Raw genomic sequence first — 14811 nt, 5'->3', positions numbered from 1 at the left:
CGGACGTTCGTCCAGACAGGTGTCTACTCTGACCGGATGAGCGGTGATGTGCTGGTGGTGGTCGGCGTCGGTGGCATGGGCGAGGCCATCGCACGTCGTCTGGGATCCGGTCGTCCGGTGGTCCTCGCCGACCACGACGACGCCCGTCTGCAGGCGTTGGCCTCGGCCATGCGTCGCCAGGGTCATGACGTGCGCGACCACGCGGTCGACGTCAGCGACCGTGGGTCGGTGCGCGATCTCGCGGAGTTCGCTGCCGGGGTGGGCCCGGTGACCGCGGTCGCGCACACGGCGGGCCTGTCGCCTGCGCAGGCGTCGGCCGAGCGGATCGCCGCCGTCGATTTGGTGGGGATGGCGATCTCGCTCGACGAGTTCGGCGAGGTGATCGCTCCCGGCGGCGCCGGGGTCTACATCGCCAGCATCGCCGGTCACATCTTCCGTGACGCCGTGGACTCCGCGACCGCTGCGACGTTCGCGACGGCACCGGCCGAGGACCTCGCGGGGGTCGGGCTGCTGTCGATGCCCGATGTCCCCGCCGACCTCGCGCGGGCGATGACCTACGGATACGCCAAGCGCGCCAACCAGATCCGCGTACAGGCCCAGGCACCGCGGTGGGGCGACCGCGGCGCACGGGTCAACTCGATCAGCCCCGGGGTGGTGGCCACCCCGATGGGCTGGGACGAGTACGAGGCCGAGTTCGCCCACGACGCCTACAAGTCGATGGTGAGCGACAACGCGGCCGGCCGGTTCGGGACCGCCGAGGACGTGGCCGCGGCCGCGGACTTCCTCCTCGACAACACGAAGGCGAGTTTCATCAGCGGTGTCGACCTGCTGGTCGACGGCGGGACACTCGCCGGTATCGGCACCGGTCGCGTGTCGATGGGCCCGGCCGAGACCTCGGCGTGAACGTCGCGGCCGATAGACTCTCACTTCACGCATCGTCGCGTCGACCACCAGGAGACAAGCCATGGCAGCACCGCTGATCGAGACCTCGACCGACATCGAGGCCACTCCCGAGAAGGTGTGGTCGATCGTCTCCGACCTCGCCCGCATGGGTGAGTGGAGTCCGCAGTGCCGCAAGGTGGTCGTGCGTGGCGGGAGGACGCGACTGGGCGCGAAGACCATCAACGTCAACAAGCGCGGACTGCTGGTGTGGCCGACGACCGCCACCGTCACGCGGTTCGAGCCGGACCGCCAGATCGCCTACCGGATCACCGAGAACCGCACCGAGTGGGGATTCGAGATCACCCCCACCGACCGCGGGGTCACGCTGACCGAACGCCGGGTCGCGAAGAACGGCAAGACCACCGCCGCATCGGCATTCCTCATCGGCAAGTTCATGGGCGGCACCGAGCCGTTCGACGACGAACTCGCCGAGGGCATGCGCGAGACCCTCGTGAAGATCAAGGCCGCCGCCGAACGCGGCTGAGAAACGCTGTCCGGGCCACGCGGTCCGGCGACGGCCTCGAGGTGATCCGTCAGCTCATCTCACTCGGCGAGCTTCGACACCGCCTGCGCCCACAGGAAGTACTTGTTGGTACCGAGGTCCTTGACCGTCGTGATGTTGAACGCCTCCTTGAGGAGCTCGGCGTGCCGCGGGCTGAGGCCCTGCAACGCGTCCACCGGCGCGTCGGCGAGCTCGTCGATCGGCTTGTCCTCGAAGGCCTTGTCGAACTTGTCCTTGAATCCGCTCATCTGACCCATCCCTCTCGTGGCGGTCGGCGCCGGGGAGTCGGCACCGTTCCCGCGACAGCGTAGGAGACGCCCGCTGTCGATCGCCGGGTTTCGCTCTCCGTGAGTGCTGCGGAGCCGATCCGGCGGTCAGCGACCCAGCCGGTCGAGCAGTGCGGGCAGATCGGCGACGGAATCGATCACGTGGTCGGGTACCGGTCCGAACTCGTCGGCCTGCAGCTTCTCGAGCGCCGTCGCCCGGAACTTGCCGGTGCGCACCAGCACCCCGATCATCGCCGAGGCCTGGGCGCCGAGAACGTCGTTGTGCATGTCGTCGCCCACCATCACGACCGAGGTCGGTTCGAGCCCCATCATCTCCACCGCGGCGCGGAACCCGATCGGCGACGGCTTGCCGATGGCGCGGATGGTGGTGCCCGCGGCCTTCTCGAGGCCCTCGAGGTAAACGCCGGTGTCGATGCGGACGCCCTGCTCGGTCGACCACGTCATCGAGCGGTGCATCGCGATCACCGGCACGCCGGCGATCATGAACTCGAGCACCCGCGACATCGCGTCGTGGGTGAACTCCGGTCCCGCGCCACCGAGCACGACCACCTCGGGGGCGTCGTCGGGATCGGTCACCACCTCCACGCCGGTCAGGTCGGCGGCGATGGCGCCCTTGTTGAGCACCCACGCCCGCTTGCCCGCATGATTCGCCCGCAGGTACTCACCGGTCAGTCGCGCGGCGCTCAGGATCTCCTCGGGGTCGACGGCGAACCCGCAGTCGCTCAACGCGTCCGCGATCTCGGCGCGTGATCGCGATGTCGTGTTGGTCAGGAACATCCGCGGGACATCGCGTTCGCGCAGCGCGGCCAGAGCATCTACCGCGCCCGGCAGCGGACGCCACGAGGTGACCAATACCCCGTCGATGTCCAGCAGCAGCCCGATCGTCATGTGTTCTCAAGCTAGTCGTCGCCGCGGGGGGTCGCAGCACGTGGGGATGGCATGCTGAAAACATGGCCGACCACCCCACGACAGATGTGACCGATGAGCTGATGGCCGCGGCGCGTTCCGATCTCGCCGAGTTGGTGTCGTTCGCGTCGGTGCACGGCTCCCCGTCGCACCGCGACGCCTGCGCCGGGGCCGCGGACTGGGTGACCGCGGCGTTCGCCGAGGTGGGTGTCGTGTGCGAATCGATCGTGACCTCCGACGGCAGTTCGGCGGTCATCGGGCACCGTCCGGGCCCGGCCGGGTCGCCCACGGTGTTGCTCTACAGCCACCACGACGTGCAGCCCGCCGGCGACGAGCGTCTCTGGAAGTCACCGCCGTTCGAGCTCACCGACCGCGACGGGCGGTGGTTCGGCCGTGGCGCGGCCGACTGCAAGGGCAACGTCGTCGCCCACCTCACCGCGTTGCGGGCACTCGCGGCGCACCCCGGGCTCGACGCGCTGGGCTGCGGGATCCGCGTCGTCATCGAGGGTTCGGAGGAGGCCGGGGGCGAGGGCCTCGACCACCTGGCTCGCGAGCGACCCGAGCTGTTCGCCGCCGACATGATCCTCATCGCCGACACCGGCAACGTCGCCGTCGGCGCACCGACGCTGACCACCAGCCTCCGCGGCGTCGCCAACCTCAAGGTCACCGTCTCGACGCTGGCCTCCGACGTGCACTCCGGCCAGTTCGGCGGCGCGGCCCCCGACGCCCTCGCCGCGCTCATCGCCGGACTGGCGAGCCTGCGCGACGCCGACGGCAACACCACCATCGACGGGCTCACCGCCGACCAGACGTGGTCGGGCGTACCGTACGACCGCGATGTCTTCGCTTCCGACGCAACGGTTCTCGACGGGGTCGACGTGATCGGTTCGGGCGCGCCGGCCGACATGGTGTGGGCGCGACCGGCGGTCACGGTGATCGGCCTCGACGCACCGTCGACGGCGAACTGCGCGGCGGCGATCGTGCCCACCGCATCGGCCGTGCTCAACCTGCGCGTGCCGCCGGGCATCGATCCGACGACGGCCCGCGACGCCCTCGAGGCCCATCTGCGTCGCGCCATCCCGTGGAACGCACGGGTGACGATCGACCCCGAGGCGGTCGGGGCGCCGTTCGCCGCCTCCACCGACGGCCCCGGCTACCGGGCGCTCAGCGCGGCCATGGCGACGGCCTACGGAGCCGACGTCGCGCATTCCGGCCAGGGCGGCTCGATCCCGCTGTGCACGGTGCTCGCCGAGATCTGCCCCGAGGCCGAGATCGCGCTGCTCGGGGTGGAGGAACCCCGCTGCCGTATCCACGCTCCCGACGAGAGCGTCGACCCCGACGAGATCCGCCGCACCGCGCTGTCGGAGGCGCTGTTCCTCGCGGCGTACCCGTCGTGACCGCGGGCGCCGGCCACCACCACGACCACCACGGGCACCAGCACCTCGAGGACCCCGCGACGCTGCGGTCGGTCGCCGACCACGCGCGGATCGTCGCCGACCTGTTCTCCCCCACGCCGATCGAATCGGTCGCCATCGCCGAGGCCCTCGGACGCGCGGTCGTCGACGACGTGCGCGCCGCGGTCAGCCTGCCCGGCTTCGACAACTCGGCGATGGACGGCTACGCCGTGCGCGCCGCCGAGGTCGCCGGGTCCTCCGCCGACACCCCGACACGACTGGTGGTGACCGAGGACATCTACGCCGGGCGGACCGATCGGCTGCGACTCGACCCGGACACGGCCCACCGCATCATGACCGGCGCACCGCTGCCCGACGGGGCCGACGCCGTGGTCGCGGTGGAGGCCACCGACGGCGGCGTCGAGCAGGTCGCGATCGCCGCACCGGTCGCCGAGGGCACCAGCATCCGACGCGCGGGCTCCGACATCGCCGCCGGCGACACCGCGCTCAACGCCGGGACCGTGCTGCACGCGTCCCAGGTCGGACTGCTCGCGGCACTCGGTGTCGCGCAGGTTCCGGTGCACGCACCGTTCCACGTGGTGGTGCTGTCCACGGGCTCGGAACTGATGGCGCCCGGCGTCGATCTCGAGCACGGCCAGATCTACGAGAGCAACGGCGCGATGCTGTGCGCGGCGGTGCGCGAGGCCGGCGGGCGGGCGACGCCGGTGCATTTCGTCCCCGACGACGTCGAGCAGTTCCGATCGCGTCTCGACGCAATGGTGCGCGGCGACGGTCCTGCCGGACGCGTCGATCTGATCCTCACCTCCGGTGGGGTCAGTGCCGGTGCGTACGAGGTGGTGAAGGACGCGCTCTCCGGTCACGGCGTCGAGTTCGTGAAGGTCGCGATGCAGCCCGGGATGCCGCAGGGATGCGGTACCTACCGCGCCGATCAGGACGCGGCCGACGCCACAGGGGTGCCGATCGTGACGCTGCCGGGCAACCCGGTGAGCGCGCAGGTGTCGTTCGAGATCTTCGTGCGTCCACCGCTGCGGGCGTCGATGGGTCTCCCCGCGTCGCGTGTCCGCCGTCGCGCACGACTCATCGACGACATGCGATCACCGCGGGGCAAAGAACAGTTCCGCCGGGGGGTGGTCACCGTCGACCCCGACGGGGCCGCGACGGTGGCGCCCATCGGGCCGCCGTCGTCGCACCATCTCCGCTTCCTGGCCTCGGCGAACGCCCTCATCGACATCCCCGCCGACGCCGCCGACGTCGCGGCGGGCAGTGTCGTCGAGGTGATCCTGCTCGACCCCTGACCCGCGTCGCACCCGCACGTGGGGCGCGGGGCGCCCGGGTGCGCTCGGCTATCCTGGGCGCGTCCGGCACACGCCGGGCAGGCACCATCACACACTTGTCGAGGGACGGAGCAGCGGACGTGGCGAGACGGCCCCGCACTCCCGCCCGGGCACCCGCGGTCGACGGCGCCGACCGGGCCGAGCCCCATCTGTTCGAGACCGACGGCATCGCCGTGCCGCCCGTCGACGGCGAGCTCACCGAGCACTCCAGCGGCGCGGCCCACGTCATCGAACTGATCCGTCACACCGTCCCGCCGATGCACCCGGCAGGTATCCCCTTCGTCGCGGGTCCGGCCGCCATCGCCGTGCTGGCTCGCCGACACCGCTGGATCCGCCGCCCGGCGACCGCCCTCGCCGTGGCGTCGGCGACCTTCTTCCGCCACCCCACCCGCGTCCCTCCGACGACCACCGGCGCTGTCGTGGCCCCCGCCGACGGCGAGATCACGCTGGTCGACACCGCGGTACCTCCGGCCGAACTCGGCCTCGGCGATCGCCCCCTGCCCCGCGTCTCGACCTTCCTCAGCGTTCTCGACGTCCACGTGCAGCGGGTGCCGATCGCCGGCGAGGTGGTGTCGGTCACCCACACCCCCGGTCGTTTCCTGTCTGCCGATCTCCCCGCGGCCAGCACCGACAACGAGCGCACCTCGATGCGCATCCGTACCGCCTTCGGCGTCGATGTGGGTGTCGTGCAGATCGCCGGGCTCATCGCGCGGCGCATCGTCTGTGAGGCGCGCCCCGGCGACACGCTCACCCTCGGTGCCACCTACGGCCTCATCCGGTTCGGGTCGCGCGTCGACGTCTACCTCCCCGAGGGAGTGACGCCGAGGGTGCTGCCCGGTCAGCGGGCCGTGGGTGCCGAGACCGTTCTCGCGAGCCTGACGTGATCGACGCCCGGCGGACGCCGGTACGGTCGTCGCGCCGCCCGACCGGACGTCGCGGGTCGGGGCGGGGCTCCACGGGCCGGCGTCGCACCCTCCGACAGTCCGTGGCGCACAATCGTTCCCGCGTCCCCGATCTCGCCGGCGGTCGTCTGCTGGTCCCGTCGGCGCTGACCGTGCTCGCGATCTGCGCGGGCCTGTCGGCGGCCCGGTTCGCCCTCGACGGCCGCGTCGATCTCGCGGTCGGCATGATCGCGGCGTCGGCTCTGCTGGACGGGATCGACGGACGTATCGCGCGACTGCTCGGCGCGACCACGAAGATCGGCGCCGAGCTCGACTCGCTCGCCGACGCCATCAACTTCGGTGTGGCCCCGGCACTCACGCTGTACCTGTTGCTGCTGCGTGGGCAGGACGCCGGCTGGGTGCTCGCGCTGATCTTCGTGTGCGCGGTGGTGCTCCGGTTGGCGCGCTTCAACATCATCGACGACGACGATGACGTCCCCGAGTACACCAAGAACTACTTCGTGGGCGTGCCCGCACCGGCCGCCGCACTCATCGCGCTGCTGCCGGTGGCCGCCGAGCAGCAGTTCGGCACCGGTTGGTGGACCTCACTCGCCGCCGTGGGGACCTGGATGATGCTGACCGCCGCGCTGGCGGTGAGCCGTATCCCGACCGCGTCGTTGAAGACCTACTCGATCCCGCCGCGTGCGGTCGTGGGCCTGCTCATCCTGGTCGCGATCTGTGCGGCACTGCTCGTCACGTTCCCGTACCTGCTGATGTTCCTGGTGATCGCGGCGTATCTGGTCCACATCCCGTTCGCCTGGCGCACGCAGCGCTGGATCGCGTCGCGTCCGCACACGTGGGATCAGGCTCCCAAGGAGCGCCGAGCCGAACGCCGGGCCATGCGCGCGATCGACCGCAGTCGGCCGCAGAAGTCGCAGGCCCGGCTCGGCCTGCGCCGCCCCGAGCGGCGCTGACCCGGCTCAGCTCGTCGTCGTGCCCGCGGTACCGGTGCCGGTCTGGCCCGAACCTGTCTGGCCCGAGCCCGTCTGGCCCTGACCTGTCTGGCCCGAGCCCGTCTGGCCCTGACCCATCTGGCCACCCGGGGTCATCCCGCCCATCGGGCCGCCCTGTGTTGAACCCCCTTGGGTCGAGCCCATCTGGCCCGGTCCCTGCTGGGAGAACCCCTGCTGGGGTGCGGTCGTCGACGAGCCGGAGTCGCCGGCCCAGAAGCCGAGGCCGAAACCGGCGGCCATGAACGCCACGGCGATGCCGACACCACCGGCGATGAGGGCGTTCTTGAACTCGGTGCTGCGGCCCGCCAGGGTCGCGCCGAACGACGGCCGCTCGGCGGCGATCGCAGGGTGCGGTGGCGGGGGGACGTCGTGCGCGGTCGGAGCAGCGGAGGGACTGGTCATCGTCGAGATCACCTTCTCGTCGGGCGATGCGCGCATCGGCGCTCTCGCGGTCGGATACCCGACGGGGCGCCGGGTACCGACCGTTTCTATCGACGAGAACTGTTGGGCGACCTCACATCACCTGTCAGGTCGCTGTGGCCGCACGAGAGCTCAGTTCCGGGAGACCTGGTAGAACACCGAGTTCGGTCCGCCCGCGGCGCCCGCGACACTGCCCACCTCCACGGTGTAGGTGGTCGACGACCGTGTCGAGGTCAACACCACCACCTGGTTGCCGCCGTCGGTGGTGCGCTGGACCTCGCGGTACCCGACATCGGTCAGCTTCTTCACGCCGGCGTCGAGTGCGGCGGCGATCGTCGACGAGCCCTGCACCGTGAGGTTCCAGCCCTCGTCGGCCGAGCCCCCCGCCGACAGCAGCGCCCCGTCGATCAGAGGGACGTCGGCGCGCGGGAAGTCCGCCGGCAGCGCCAGTGCGCCGGCCGTGGAACTCTCCACCTGCGACGACGAGCCCGACCCGCATCCGGCCAGCAGAATCGCGGCGACGAGCGTCGTCACCATCGCCACCCACCGCGTCGCCGTCCCGCGCCGCCGCCTCTGATGATCCGGGCCTGTCACCTGCAACCACGTCCTTCGCTCCACGTGCCGCCGGGTCGGTCGGCCATCCTCTTCGCCGCTGGAACCCTATCGCGGGCCGCACGGCGCCGCGTCCCCCGAACGGCACCGGTGCCCACGCCGCCGGTAAGCTGGGAGAACGCGACCGCCCAGCACCACCATCGGCCGTCGCGTGACACCCCGCCCATCGAACGACGGAGTGCCTGTTGATCGCGACCCTGATCGCGCTGGTCCTCACGGCTCTCGCCGCGCCCGCGATCATCTCCTGGCTCGGCCGCCGGGGCTTCTACCTGCTCGCAGCAGCCCCCGCGGCGGCGATGGTCGGGGTCATCGTCGAGTGGCCGCGCGCCGGTGAGTCACCACGCCTCGAGTCGATCCGCTGGGTCCCGGCGTTGCAGATGGACATCGATCTGCGGATGGACACCCTGTCGGCGATCATGTCGATCCTCGTGCTCGGCGTCGGCGCACTCGTCCTCTGCTACTGCGCGGAGTACTTCGACAACGACGACAGCTCATCGGGACCCCGGATCCGGCGGCGTGTGGCGGGGTTCGGCGCGCAGATGGTCGCGTTCACCGGCGCGATGTTCGGGCTCGTGGTCAGCGACAACATGATCGTGCTCTACATCTTCTGGGAGGCGACGACCGTCCTGTCGTTCCTGCTGGTCGGCTTCTACGCCCAGCGCGCGACCTCGCGACGCGCCGCCACCCAGGCCCTGCTGGTCACCACCGCGGGCGGACTGGCCATGCTCGCGGGCATCGTCATCCTCGGCGAGCGGGCCGGCAGCTACCTGCTCTCCGACGTGATCGCGAACCCCCCGACCGGCACCGCGGTCACCGTCGCGGTCGTGCTCGTCCTCATCGGCGCCCTCAGCAAGTCGGCGATCGTCCCGTTCCACTTCTGGCTGCCCGGCGCCATGGCCGCACCCACACCCGTCAGCGCCTACCTGCACGCCGCGGCGATGGTGAAGGCGGGCATCTTCCTCGTCGCGCGGCTCGCCCCCGGGTTCGGCGACCTGATGGCCTGGCAGATCTCGGTCGTCGGCCTGGGCATGCTGACGATGGTGCTGGGCGGATGGCGATCGCTGCGCGAGTTCGACCTCAAACTGATCCTGGCGTTCGGCACCGTGTCGCAGCTCGGCTTCCTCATGGTGCTCGTCGGCACCGGCGACGCGAACGTCGCGCTGGCCGGTGTCACGATGCTCGTCGCACACGCCCTGTTCAAGGCATCGCTGTTCATGGTCGTCGGCGTCATCGACCACTCCACCGGCACCCGCGACGTCCGCAAGCTGGCCCGTCTGGGCAGCACCGCGCCGTCGCTGGCGGTGATCGCCGCGGTCGCCTCGGCGAGCATGGCGGGACTGCCCATCACCCTCGGGTTCGTCGGCAAGGAGGCCGCACTCACCTCCCTGCTCGACGTCGACGGGTTCGACGGCTGGCAGGGCCCGGTGTCGACGGCGGTGGTCGTGTTCGGGTCGATCCTCACGATGGCCTACACCACCCGATTCCTCTGGGGCGCGTTCGGCCGCAAGGTCCGTCGTGAACCCAGCGCCGCGGTGGCCCGCATGCATCACCCGTCGGTCGCGTTCATCGCCCCCGCCGGCATCCTCGCCGCGCTCGGTGTCGCGGCCGGGTTCGTCGCGGGCCCGCTCGGGTCGCTGTTCGAGCCCTATGCGGAGACGCTGCCCGCGAACGGCCACGAACTCGAGCACCTCGCGCTGTGGCACGGGTTCACCCTGCCGCTGCTGTTGACCGTGATCGTCATCGTCGGTGGTGTCGGGACGTTCGTGGTGCTGCGACGACGTCGCCGCCGCCTGGGCTTCCACACGCCGCCACTGGGCAACGCCGACCGCATCTACGACGCGGTACTGCGCGGCGCCGACACGGTGTCGTTGGCGCTGACCCGCGTGACGCAGCGCGGCTCGCTGCCGCTCACCCAGGGCGTCATCATGGTCACCACCATCGTGGTGCCCACCGTCGCACTGCTGATCGGTGCGCGAAACCGCCTGGACATCAACGGGTTCGATTCGTTCGCCCAGGTCGTCATCGGCGGGATCATGATCGCCGCGGCGATCGCCACCACGGTGCTGCGCAACCGACTCGCCGCCGCCCTCGTCGTCGGCGTCACCGGGTACGGCTGCGGCATGATCTTCGCCTTCTACGGCGCGCCGGACCTCGCGCTCACCCAGTTCCTCGTCGAGACGCTGACCCTGGTGATCTTCGTGCTGGTGTTGCGCAAGCTGCCCGCCGAGGCCGAGGCGCGGCACTCCACCGGGTTCAAGCCCCTGCGGGCGCTCATCGGTCTGGCGTTCGGGGCGCTGCTGGTGGTGATCGGTCTGTACGCTGCGGGCGCGCGCACCACCACCCCGGTCGCCGACGACCTGCCGAAGGCCGCCTACGAGTTGGGCAACGGCGCCAACGCGGTCAACGTGCTGCTGGTCGACATCCGCGCCTGGGACACCCTCGGCGAGGTGTCGGTGCTGCTGGTCGCGGCGACCGGTGTTGCGTCGATGGTGTTCCGTCACCGCAGGTTCGGTGCCGCACCGCGCGTCGCCGACGCCGCCCGGTTCCACGGCGCCGATCCCGACGCCGTCGACGACATGCCCACCGCCCGCACCACCTGGCTGCGGGGCAGCGAGCTCCGCGATCCGCGCCACCGCTCGATGGTGTTGGAGGCGACGACGCGGCTGATCTTCCCGACCATGGTCGTCGCCTCGATCTACTTCTTCTTCGCCGGCCACAACGCGCCCGGCGGTGGATTCGCGGGCGGTCTCACCATGGGGATGGCGCTGGTGCTGCGCTACCTGGCCGGTGGCCGGTACGAGCTCGGCGAGGCCATCCCCGTCGACGCCGGTCGGATCCTCGGGCTGGGCCTGGCGCTGTCGGTGGGTACGGCGCTGGCGTCGGTGTTCGCGGGTGCGCCGGCGCTGTCGTCGGCGACGATCGAGCTCACGCTGCCCGTCCTCGGCGACATCAAGCTCGTCACCGCGCTGTTCTTCGATCTCGGGGTGTATCTCATCGTGGTCGGGCTGGTGCTCGACGTGTTGCGCAGTCTCGGCGCGCGTCTCGACATCGAGGAGACCTCGACCACCGCGGGCCGCGCGTCGGCCGGGGCCGATGCGACCGGGATGGGGGCACGCCCGTGACCATCAACCTCGGACTGCTCATCGTCGCCGGGCTCCTCGCCGCGTGCGGTGTCTACCTGCTGCTCGAGCGCAGCCTCATCCGGATGTTGTTGGGACTCTTGCTCGTCGGCAACGGGCTGAACCTGCTGATCATCACGATCGCCGGTCGCGAGGGCAACCCGCCGATCTACGGGCGCTCGTCGGACCGTCGCACCGCCGACGCCGACCCGCTGGCCCAGGGCATGGTACTCACCGCGATCGTCATCACGATGGGCATCGCCGCCTTCGTGCTGGCCCTCGCCTACCGATCGTTCGTGATCAACACCGACGACGAGGTCGACGACGACCCCGAGGATCTCAAGGTGAAGAAGCAGTCGCTGTCGGAGGCACCCGACCGCGACCGCAGCGACGACCCCGTCACCGGTGTCGACACCCGGTCCGGCGACATGTTCGACGACGACGGCACACCGTTGTCGGCAGAGGAGATCCGTGAGCGCAAGCGTCGGCGCATCGAGGCCGACCTGATGCCGGAGGAGGAGGCCGACGACGACTCCAACGACGACCTCATCCCCGACGACCCGGACCTGGCCGGTGTCGCTGCCGAGGACATCGCCCCGGATGCGGCAGATGACGGCTCGCCAGAATCGCTTGTGACAGATGACGGCTCGCCCGAGGCGGGTGATCGGCGATGACCATCGACACCAGCTGGTTCGCGACGCTGACCATCATCCCGACGCTGCTGCCCCTGGCCGGTGCGGCGCTCACCCTGGTGATGGGTCGCAGTCCCCGGATCCAGCGCGCCGTGGCCGTCACCGCGATCGGCGCGGCCTTCGTCGCCTCGTGTCTGCTGCTGTATCTCACCGACAAGTACGGCACCTACGCGCTGCACGTCGGTGGCTGGGACGGCAAGGGCTACACGAACGGTCCGTTGGGCATCACGCTCGTCGCCGATCAGCTCTCGGCGCTGATGCTGGTGGTGTCGACGGTGGTGCTGCTGTGCGTCGTCCTCTACGCCGTCGGGCAGGGTATCCGCGACGGCACCACCGAGCAGCCGGTCTCGATCTTCCTGCCCACCTACCTCGCGCTGACCGCGGGTGTCTGCAACGCGTTCCTCGCCGGCGACCTGTTCAACCTCTACGTCTCGTTCGAGGTGTTGCTGGCGGCGAGCTTCGTGCTCCTCACCCTCGGCGCGAGTGCCGACCGCGTGCGGGCGGGTGTGTCGTACGTGTTGGTGTCGATGGTGTCGTCGCTGATCTTCCTGGCGGGGATCGGCTTCGCGTACGCGGCGACCGGCACGCTCAACCTCGCGCAGATGGCGGTCCGGCTGCAGGACATCCCCGACGGGACGAAGGGCGCGCTGTACGCGGTGTTGTTGGTGGCGTTCGGGATCAAGGCGGCGGTGTTCCCGCTGTCGACGTGGCTGCCCGACTCCTACCCGACGGCCCCGGCCCCGGTGACCGCGGTGTTCGCCGGGTTGCTCACCAAGGTGGGTGTGTACGCGATCATCCGGGCGCACACCCTGCTGTTTCCCGGCGGCTCGATGGACACGGTGCTGTTGGTGGCCGGTCTGCTGACGATGCTGGTGGGCATCTTCGGTGCCATCGCCCAGGCCGACATCAAACGACTGCTGTCGTTCACGCTGGTCAGCCACATCGGTTACATGATCTTCGGCATCGCGCTGTCGTCACGCTTCGGGTTGTCCGGTGCCATCTTCTACGTCGCGCACCACATCCTCGTGCAGACCACGCTGTTCCTGGTGGTGGGTCTCATCGAACGTCAGGCGGGCTCGGCGTCGCTGCGTCGCCTCGGCGGCCTGGCCGCCAGTCCGCTGCTGGCCGGTCTGTTCCTCATCCCCGCGCTGAACCTCGGTGGCATCCCGCCGTTCTCGGGGTTCATCGGCAAGGTCGCGTTGATCGAGGCGGGCACCCAGGACGGCAGCGTGTTGGCATGGCTGCTCGTCGCCGGGTCGGTCGTGACCAGCCTCCTCACGCTGTACGTGATGGCCCGGGTGTGGACGAAGGCGTTCTGGCGTCCGCGGGCCGACGCCCCCGAGGGCGATCTCGCCGACACCGGTCCCTCGGCGCTGGTCGAGGAAGAGGGCGACATCGCGTTCGGTGACCGAGCCGATGTCGGCCGCATGCCGATCGGCATGGTGGTACCGACGATGCTGATGGTGGTCGCCGGTGTCGCGTTGACCGTGTGGGCCGGGCCGATCTTCGACTTCACCAACAACGCCGCGGCCGAGCTGACCGACTCGAGTCTCTACCTCGACGCGGTGCTGGGAGGTTCGCGATGAGCGACGAACCGCGGCGCGAGATGGGTCCGATCCCGGCGAAGGGGCCGGTGTACGGCCGGTTCCACCACGCCTGGAGGGTGTCGTTCTTCGCCGTCGCCTGGGGGCTCGCCAAGATGGTGGTGTGGGCGAGGTCGCGCGTGCACCTGCTGTCGTGGCTGGGTGGCGACGGCCGTGAGATCGCCGTCCGCCTGTGGACCATCGGCTGGCTCACGTTCGTGTGGGTGCTGCTGTGGGGCACCATCTCCTGGGCGAACATCCTCGGCGGTGTCGCGGTCGCGGTCGTCATCCTGGTGTTGCTGCCCCTGCCGCGGGTGCCCGTCGAGGGACGTATCCACCCCGCCACGGTCGTGTTGCTGGTGGCCTACCTGATCCGCGACTTCTTCGTGTCGAGCGCAGAGGTCGCGTGGCTCGCGGTCCGCCCACGTCGCCCACCGCTGTCGGCGGTGCTGCGGACACGATTGGCGATCAAGTCCGACATGGTGCTGACGCTGGCCGTCGACTACATCAACCTGGTGCCCGGCACGATGGTCGTCGAGATCGACCATCGCCGCCGCCTGCTCTACGTGCACCTGATCGACGTGAGCAGCGAGAAGAAGGTGCGCGCGTTCTACCGGCAGATGGAGACCGTCGAGCGGTTGTTCATCCGGGCCTTCGAGCGGGACAGTGAGTGGCATCCGAGTCCGTACCACGGTCTCGACGACGAGTTCCACGGCACGCCTCCCGTCAGCAGCGACCCCCACGAGACGACGGGCTCCGTGCCCGAGGCGAAGGGAGACCGGCGATGACGATCGTCTGGATCATCGCGGCGATCCTGCTGCTGGCGTCGGCGGTGATCACCATGATCCGGGTGTTGGTGGGCCCCAACACCCTCGACCGACTCGTCGCCCTCGACACGGTGGTCGCGCTGGCCATGTGCAGCCTCGCCGGCTGGGCGGCCTACAGCCTCGACTCCACCGTGGTGCCGGCCATCGTCGCGCTGTCGTTGCTCAGCTTCGTCGGGTCGGTGGCAATCGCTCGGTTCCGCGTCCGCGACGACGTCGTGCGGGTGCATCCGGTGACCGGCGAGCCCAGCGCCGGACCGGAGGTCCGACGGTGATGGCGA

The 14811-nt window shown here is 70.4% G+C and carries 15 protein-coding genes; 11 read left to right on the top strand and 4 right to left on the bottom strand.

What is annotated here, in order from left to right:
* Positions 1-36: 36 nt before the first annotated feature.
* Positions 37-903: an SDR family oxidoreductase gene (locus ASG12_RS05150; protein WP_055785959.1), complete on the top strand. Its 867-nt coding sequence runs from the start codon at positions 37-39 to the stop codon at positions 901-903.
* A 61-nt stretch (positions 904-964) separates the two neighbouring features.
* Positions 965-1426, top strand: coding sequence for an SRPBCC family protein (locus ASG12_RS05145; RefSeq protein WP_055785956.1), 462 nt, complete (start codon positions 965-967; stop codon positions 1424-1426).
* A gap of 59 nt (positions 1427-1485) precedes the next feature.
* Here ASG12_RS05145 and ASG12_RS05140 read toward each other — a convergent pair whose 3' ends face one another.
* Positions 1486-1692, bottom strand: a complete 207-nt coding sequence (locus ASG12_RS05140; protein ID WP_055787721.1) for a hypothetical protein — start codon at positions 1690-1692, stop codon at positions 1486-1488.
* Positions 1693-1818: 126 nt separating this feature from the next.
* On the bottom strand, positions 1819-2619 hold the full coding sequence (locus ASG12_RS05135; RefSeq protein WP_055785953.1) for an HAD-IIA family hydrolase: 801 nt from the start codon (positions 2617-2619) through the stop codon (positions 1819-1821).
* A gap of 62 nt (positions 2620-2681) precedes the next feature.
* Here ASG12_RS05135 and ASG12_RS05130 point away from each other — a divergent pair, with 62 nt between their 5' ends.
* The 4 genes from ASG12_RS05130 to ASG12_RS05115 all read left to right on the top strand — a co-directional run bounded on the left by ASG12_RS05130 (position 2682) and on the right by ASG12_RS05115 (position 7241).
* Positions 2682-4034, top strand: coding sequence for a dipeptidase (locus ASG12_RS05130; RefSeq protein WP_055785950.1), 1353 nt, complete (start codon positions 2682-2684; stop codon positions 4032-4034).
* 62 nt (positions 4035-4096) lie between these two features.
* Complete coding sequence (gene moeA / locus ASG12_RS05125) at positions 4097-5347, top strand: molybdopterin molybdotransferase MoeA (RefSeq protein ID WP_055787718.1); 1251 nt, start codon at positions 4097-4099, stop codon at positions 5345-5347.
* 212 nt (positions 5348-5559) lie between these two features.
* Complete coding sequence (locus ASG12_RS05120; protein ID WP_055787715.1) at positions 5560-6270, top strand: phosphatidylserine decarboxylase; 711 nt, start codon at positions 5560-5562, stop codon at positions 6268-6270.
* On the top strand, positions 6267-7241 hold the full coding sequence (locus ASG12_RS05115) for a CDP-alcohol phosphatidyltransferase family protein (protein WP_082501648.1): 975 nt from the start codon (positions 6267-6269) through the stop codon (positions 7239-7241). The genes ASG12_RS05120 and ASG12_RS05115 overlap by 4 nt, the downstream gene beginning before the upstream one ends.
* Before the next feature lie 6 nt (positions 7242-7247).
* Here the strand turns inward: ASG12_RS05115 and ASG12_RS05110 are convergent, their stop codons facing one another.
* Both ASG12_RS05110 and ASG12_RS05105 read right to left on the bottom strand, forming a co-directional pair.
* Positions 7248-7718, bottom strand: a complete 471-nt coding sequence (locus tag ASG12_RS05110) for a hypothetical protein (RefSeq protein WP_055785947.1) — start codon at positions 7716-7718, stop codon at positions 7248-7250.
* Between the two features lie 114 nt (positions 7719-7832).
* Positions 7833-8237 (bottom strand): hypothetical protein, encoded by a 405-nt coding sequence (locus ASG12_RS05105; protein WP_055785945.1) that lies wholly within the window; start codon positions 8235-8237, stop codon positions 7833-7835.
* Positions 8238-8497: 260 nt separating this feature from the next.
* Here ASG12_RS05105 and ASG12_RS05100 point away from each other — a divergent pair, with 260 nt between their 5' ends.
* From ASG12_RS05100 to ASG12_RS05080, 5 genes are read left to right on the top strand one after another with little or no spacing between them, the layout of a single operon-like run.
* Complete coding sequence (locus ASG12_RS05100; RefSeq protein WP_055785942.1) at positions 8498-11434, top strand: Na+/H+ antiporter subunit A; 2937 nt, start codon at positions 8498-8500, stop codon at positions 11432-11434.
* Positions 11431-12105, top strand: a complete 675-nt coding sequence (locus ASG12_RS05095) for a Na(+)/H(+) antiporter subunit C (RefSeq protein WP_055785939.1) — start codon at positions 11431-11433, stop codon at positions 12103-12105. Before ASG12_RS05100 ends, ASG12_RS05095 begins: the two co-directional genes overlap by 4 nt.
* On the top strand, positions 12102-13709 hold the full coding sequence (locus tag ASG12_RS05090; RefSeq protein WP_055785936.1) for a Na+/H+ antiporter subunit D: 1608 nt from the start codon (positions 12102-12104) through the stop codon (positions 13707-13709). Before ASG12_RS05095 ends, ASG12_RS05090 begins: the two co-directional genes overlap by 4 nt.
* Complete coding sequence (locus ASG12_RS05085; protein WP_055785933.1) at positions 13706-14494, top strand: Na+/H+ antiporter subunit E; 789 nt, start codon at positions 13706-13708, stop codon at positions 14492-14494. Before ASG12_RS05090 ends, ASG12_RS05085 begins: the two co-directional genes overlap by 4 nt.
* On the top strand, positions 14491-14805 hold the full coding sequence (locus tag ASG12_RS05080) for a monovalent cation/H+ antiporter complex subunit F (RefSeq protein ID WP_045821673.1): 315 nt from the start codon (positions 14491-14493) through the stop codon (positions 14803-14805). The genes ASG12_RS05085 and ASG12_RS05080 overlap by 4 nt, the downstream gene beginning before the upstream one ends.
* Positions 14806-14811 lie beyond the last annotated feature (6 nt).

Source organism: Williamsia sp. Leaf354 (genome assembly GCF_001424365.1).
Taxonomy (GTDB): Bacteria; Actinomycetota; Actinomycetes; order Mycobacteriales; family Mycobacteriaceae; genus Williamsia_A.
This window is presented reverse-complemented; position numbering and strand designations above follow the sequence as displayed.

What these genes read in the sequence shown, in the direction of transcription:
- ASG12_RS05135 (WP_055785953.1), bottom strand. Translation starts at nt 2,619, where the DNA reads ATGACGATCGGGCTGCTGCTGGACATCGACGGGGTATTGGTCACCTCG.
- ASG12_RS05140 (WP_055787721.1), bottom strand. Translation starts at nt 1,692, where the DNA reads ATGAGCGGATTCAAGGACAAGTTCGACAAGGCCTTCGAGGACAAGCCG.
- ASG12_RS05110 (WP_055785947.1), bottom strand. Translation starts at nt 7,718, where the DNA reads ATGCGCGCATCGCCCGACGAGAAGGTGATCTCGACGATGACCAGTCCC.
- ASG12_RS05090 (WP_055785936.1), top strand. Translation starts at nt 12,102, where the DNA reads ATGACCATCGACACCAGCTGGTTCGCGACGCTGACCATCATCCCGACG.
- ASG12_RS05145 (WP_055785956.1), top strand. Translation starts at nt 965, where the DNA reads ATGGCAGCACCGCTGATCGAGACCTCGACCGACATCGAGGCCACTCCC.
- ASG12_RS05150 (WP_055785959.1), top strand. Translation starts at nt 37, where the DNA reads ATGAGCGGTGATGTGCTGGTGGTGGTCGGCGTCGGTGGCATGGGCGAG.
- ASG12_RS05080 (WP_045821673.1), top strand. Translation starts at nt 14,491, where the DNA reads ATGACGATCGTCTGGATCATCGCGGCGATCCTGCTGCTGGCGTCGGCG.
- ASG12_RS05105 (WP_055785945.1), bottom strand. Translation starts at nt 8,237, where the DNA reads ATGGTGACGACGCTCGTCGCCGCGATTCTGCTGGCCGGATGCGGGTCG.
- ASG12_RS05130 (WP_055785950.1), top strand. Translation starts at nt 2,682, where the DNA reads ATGGCCGACCACCCCACGACAGATGTGACCGATGAGCTGATGGCCGCG.
- ASG12_RS05085 (WP_055785933.1), top strand. Translation starts at nt 13,706, where the DNA reads ATGAGCGACGAACCGCGGCGCGAGATGGGTCCGATCCCGGCGAAGGGG.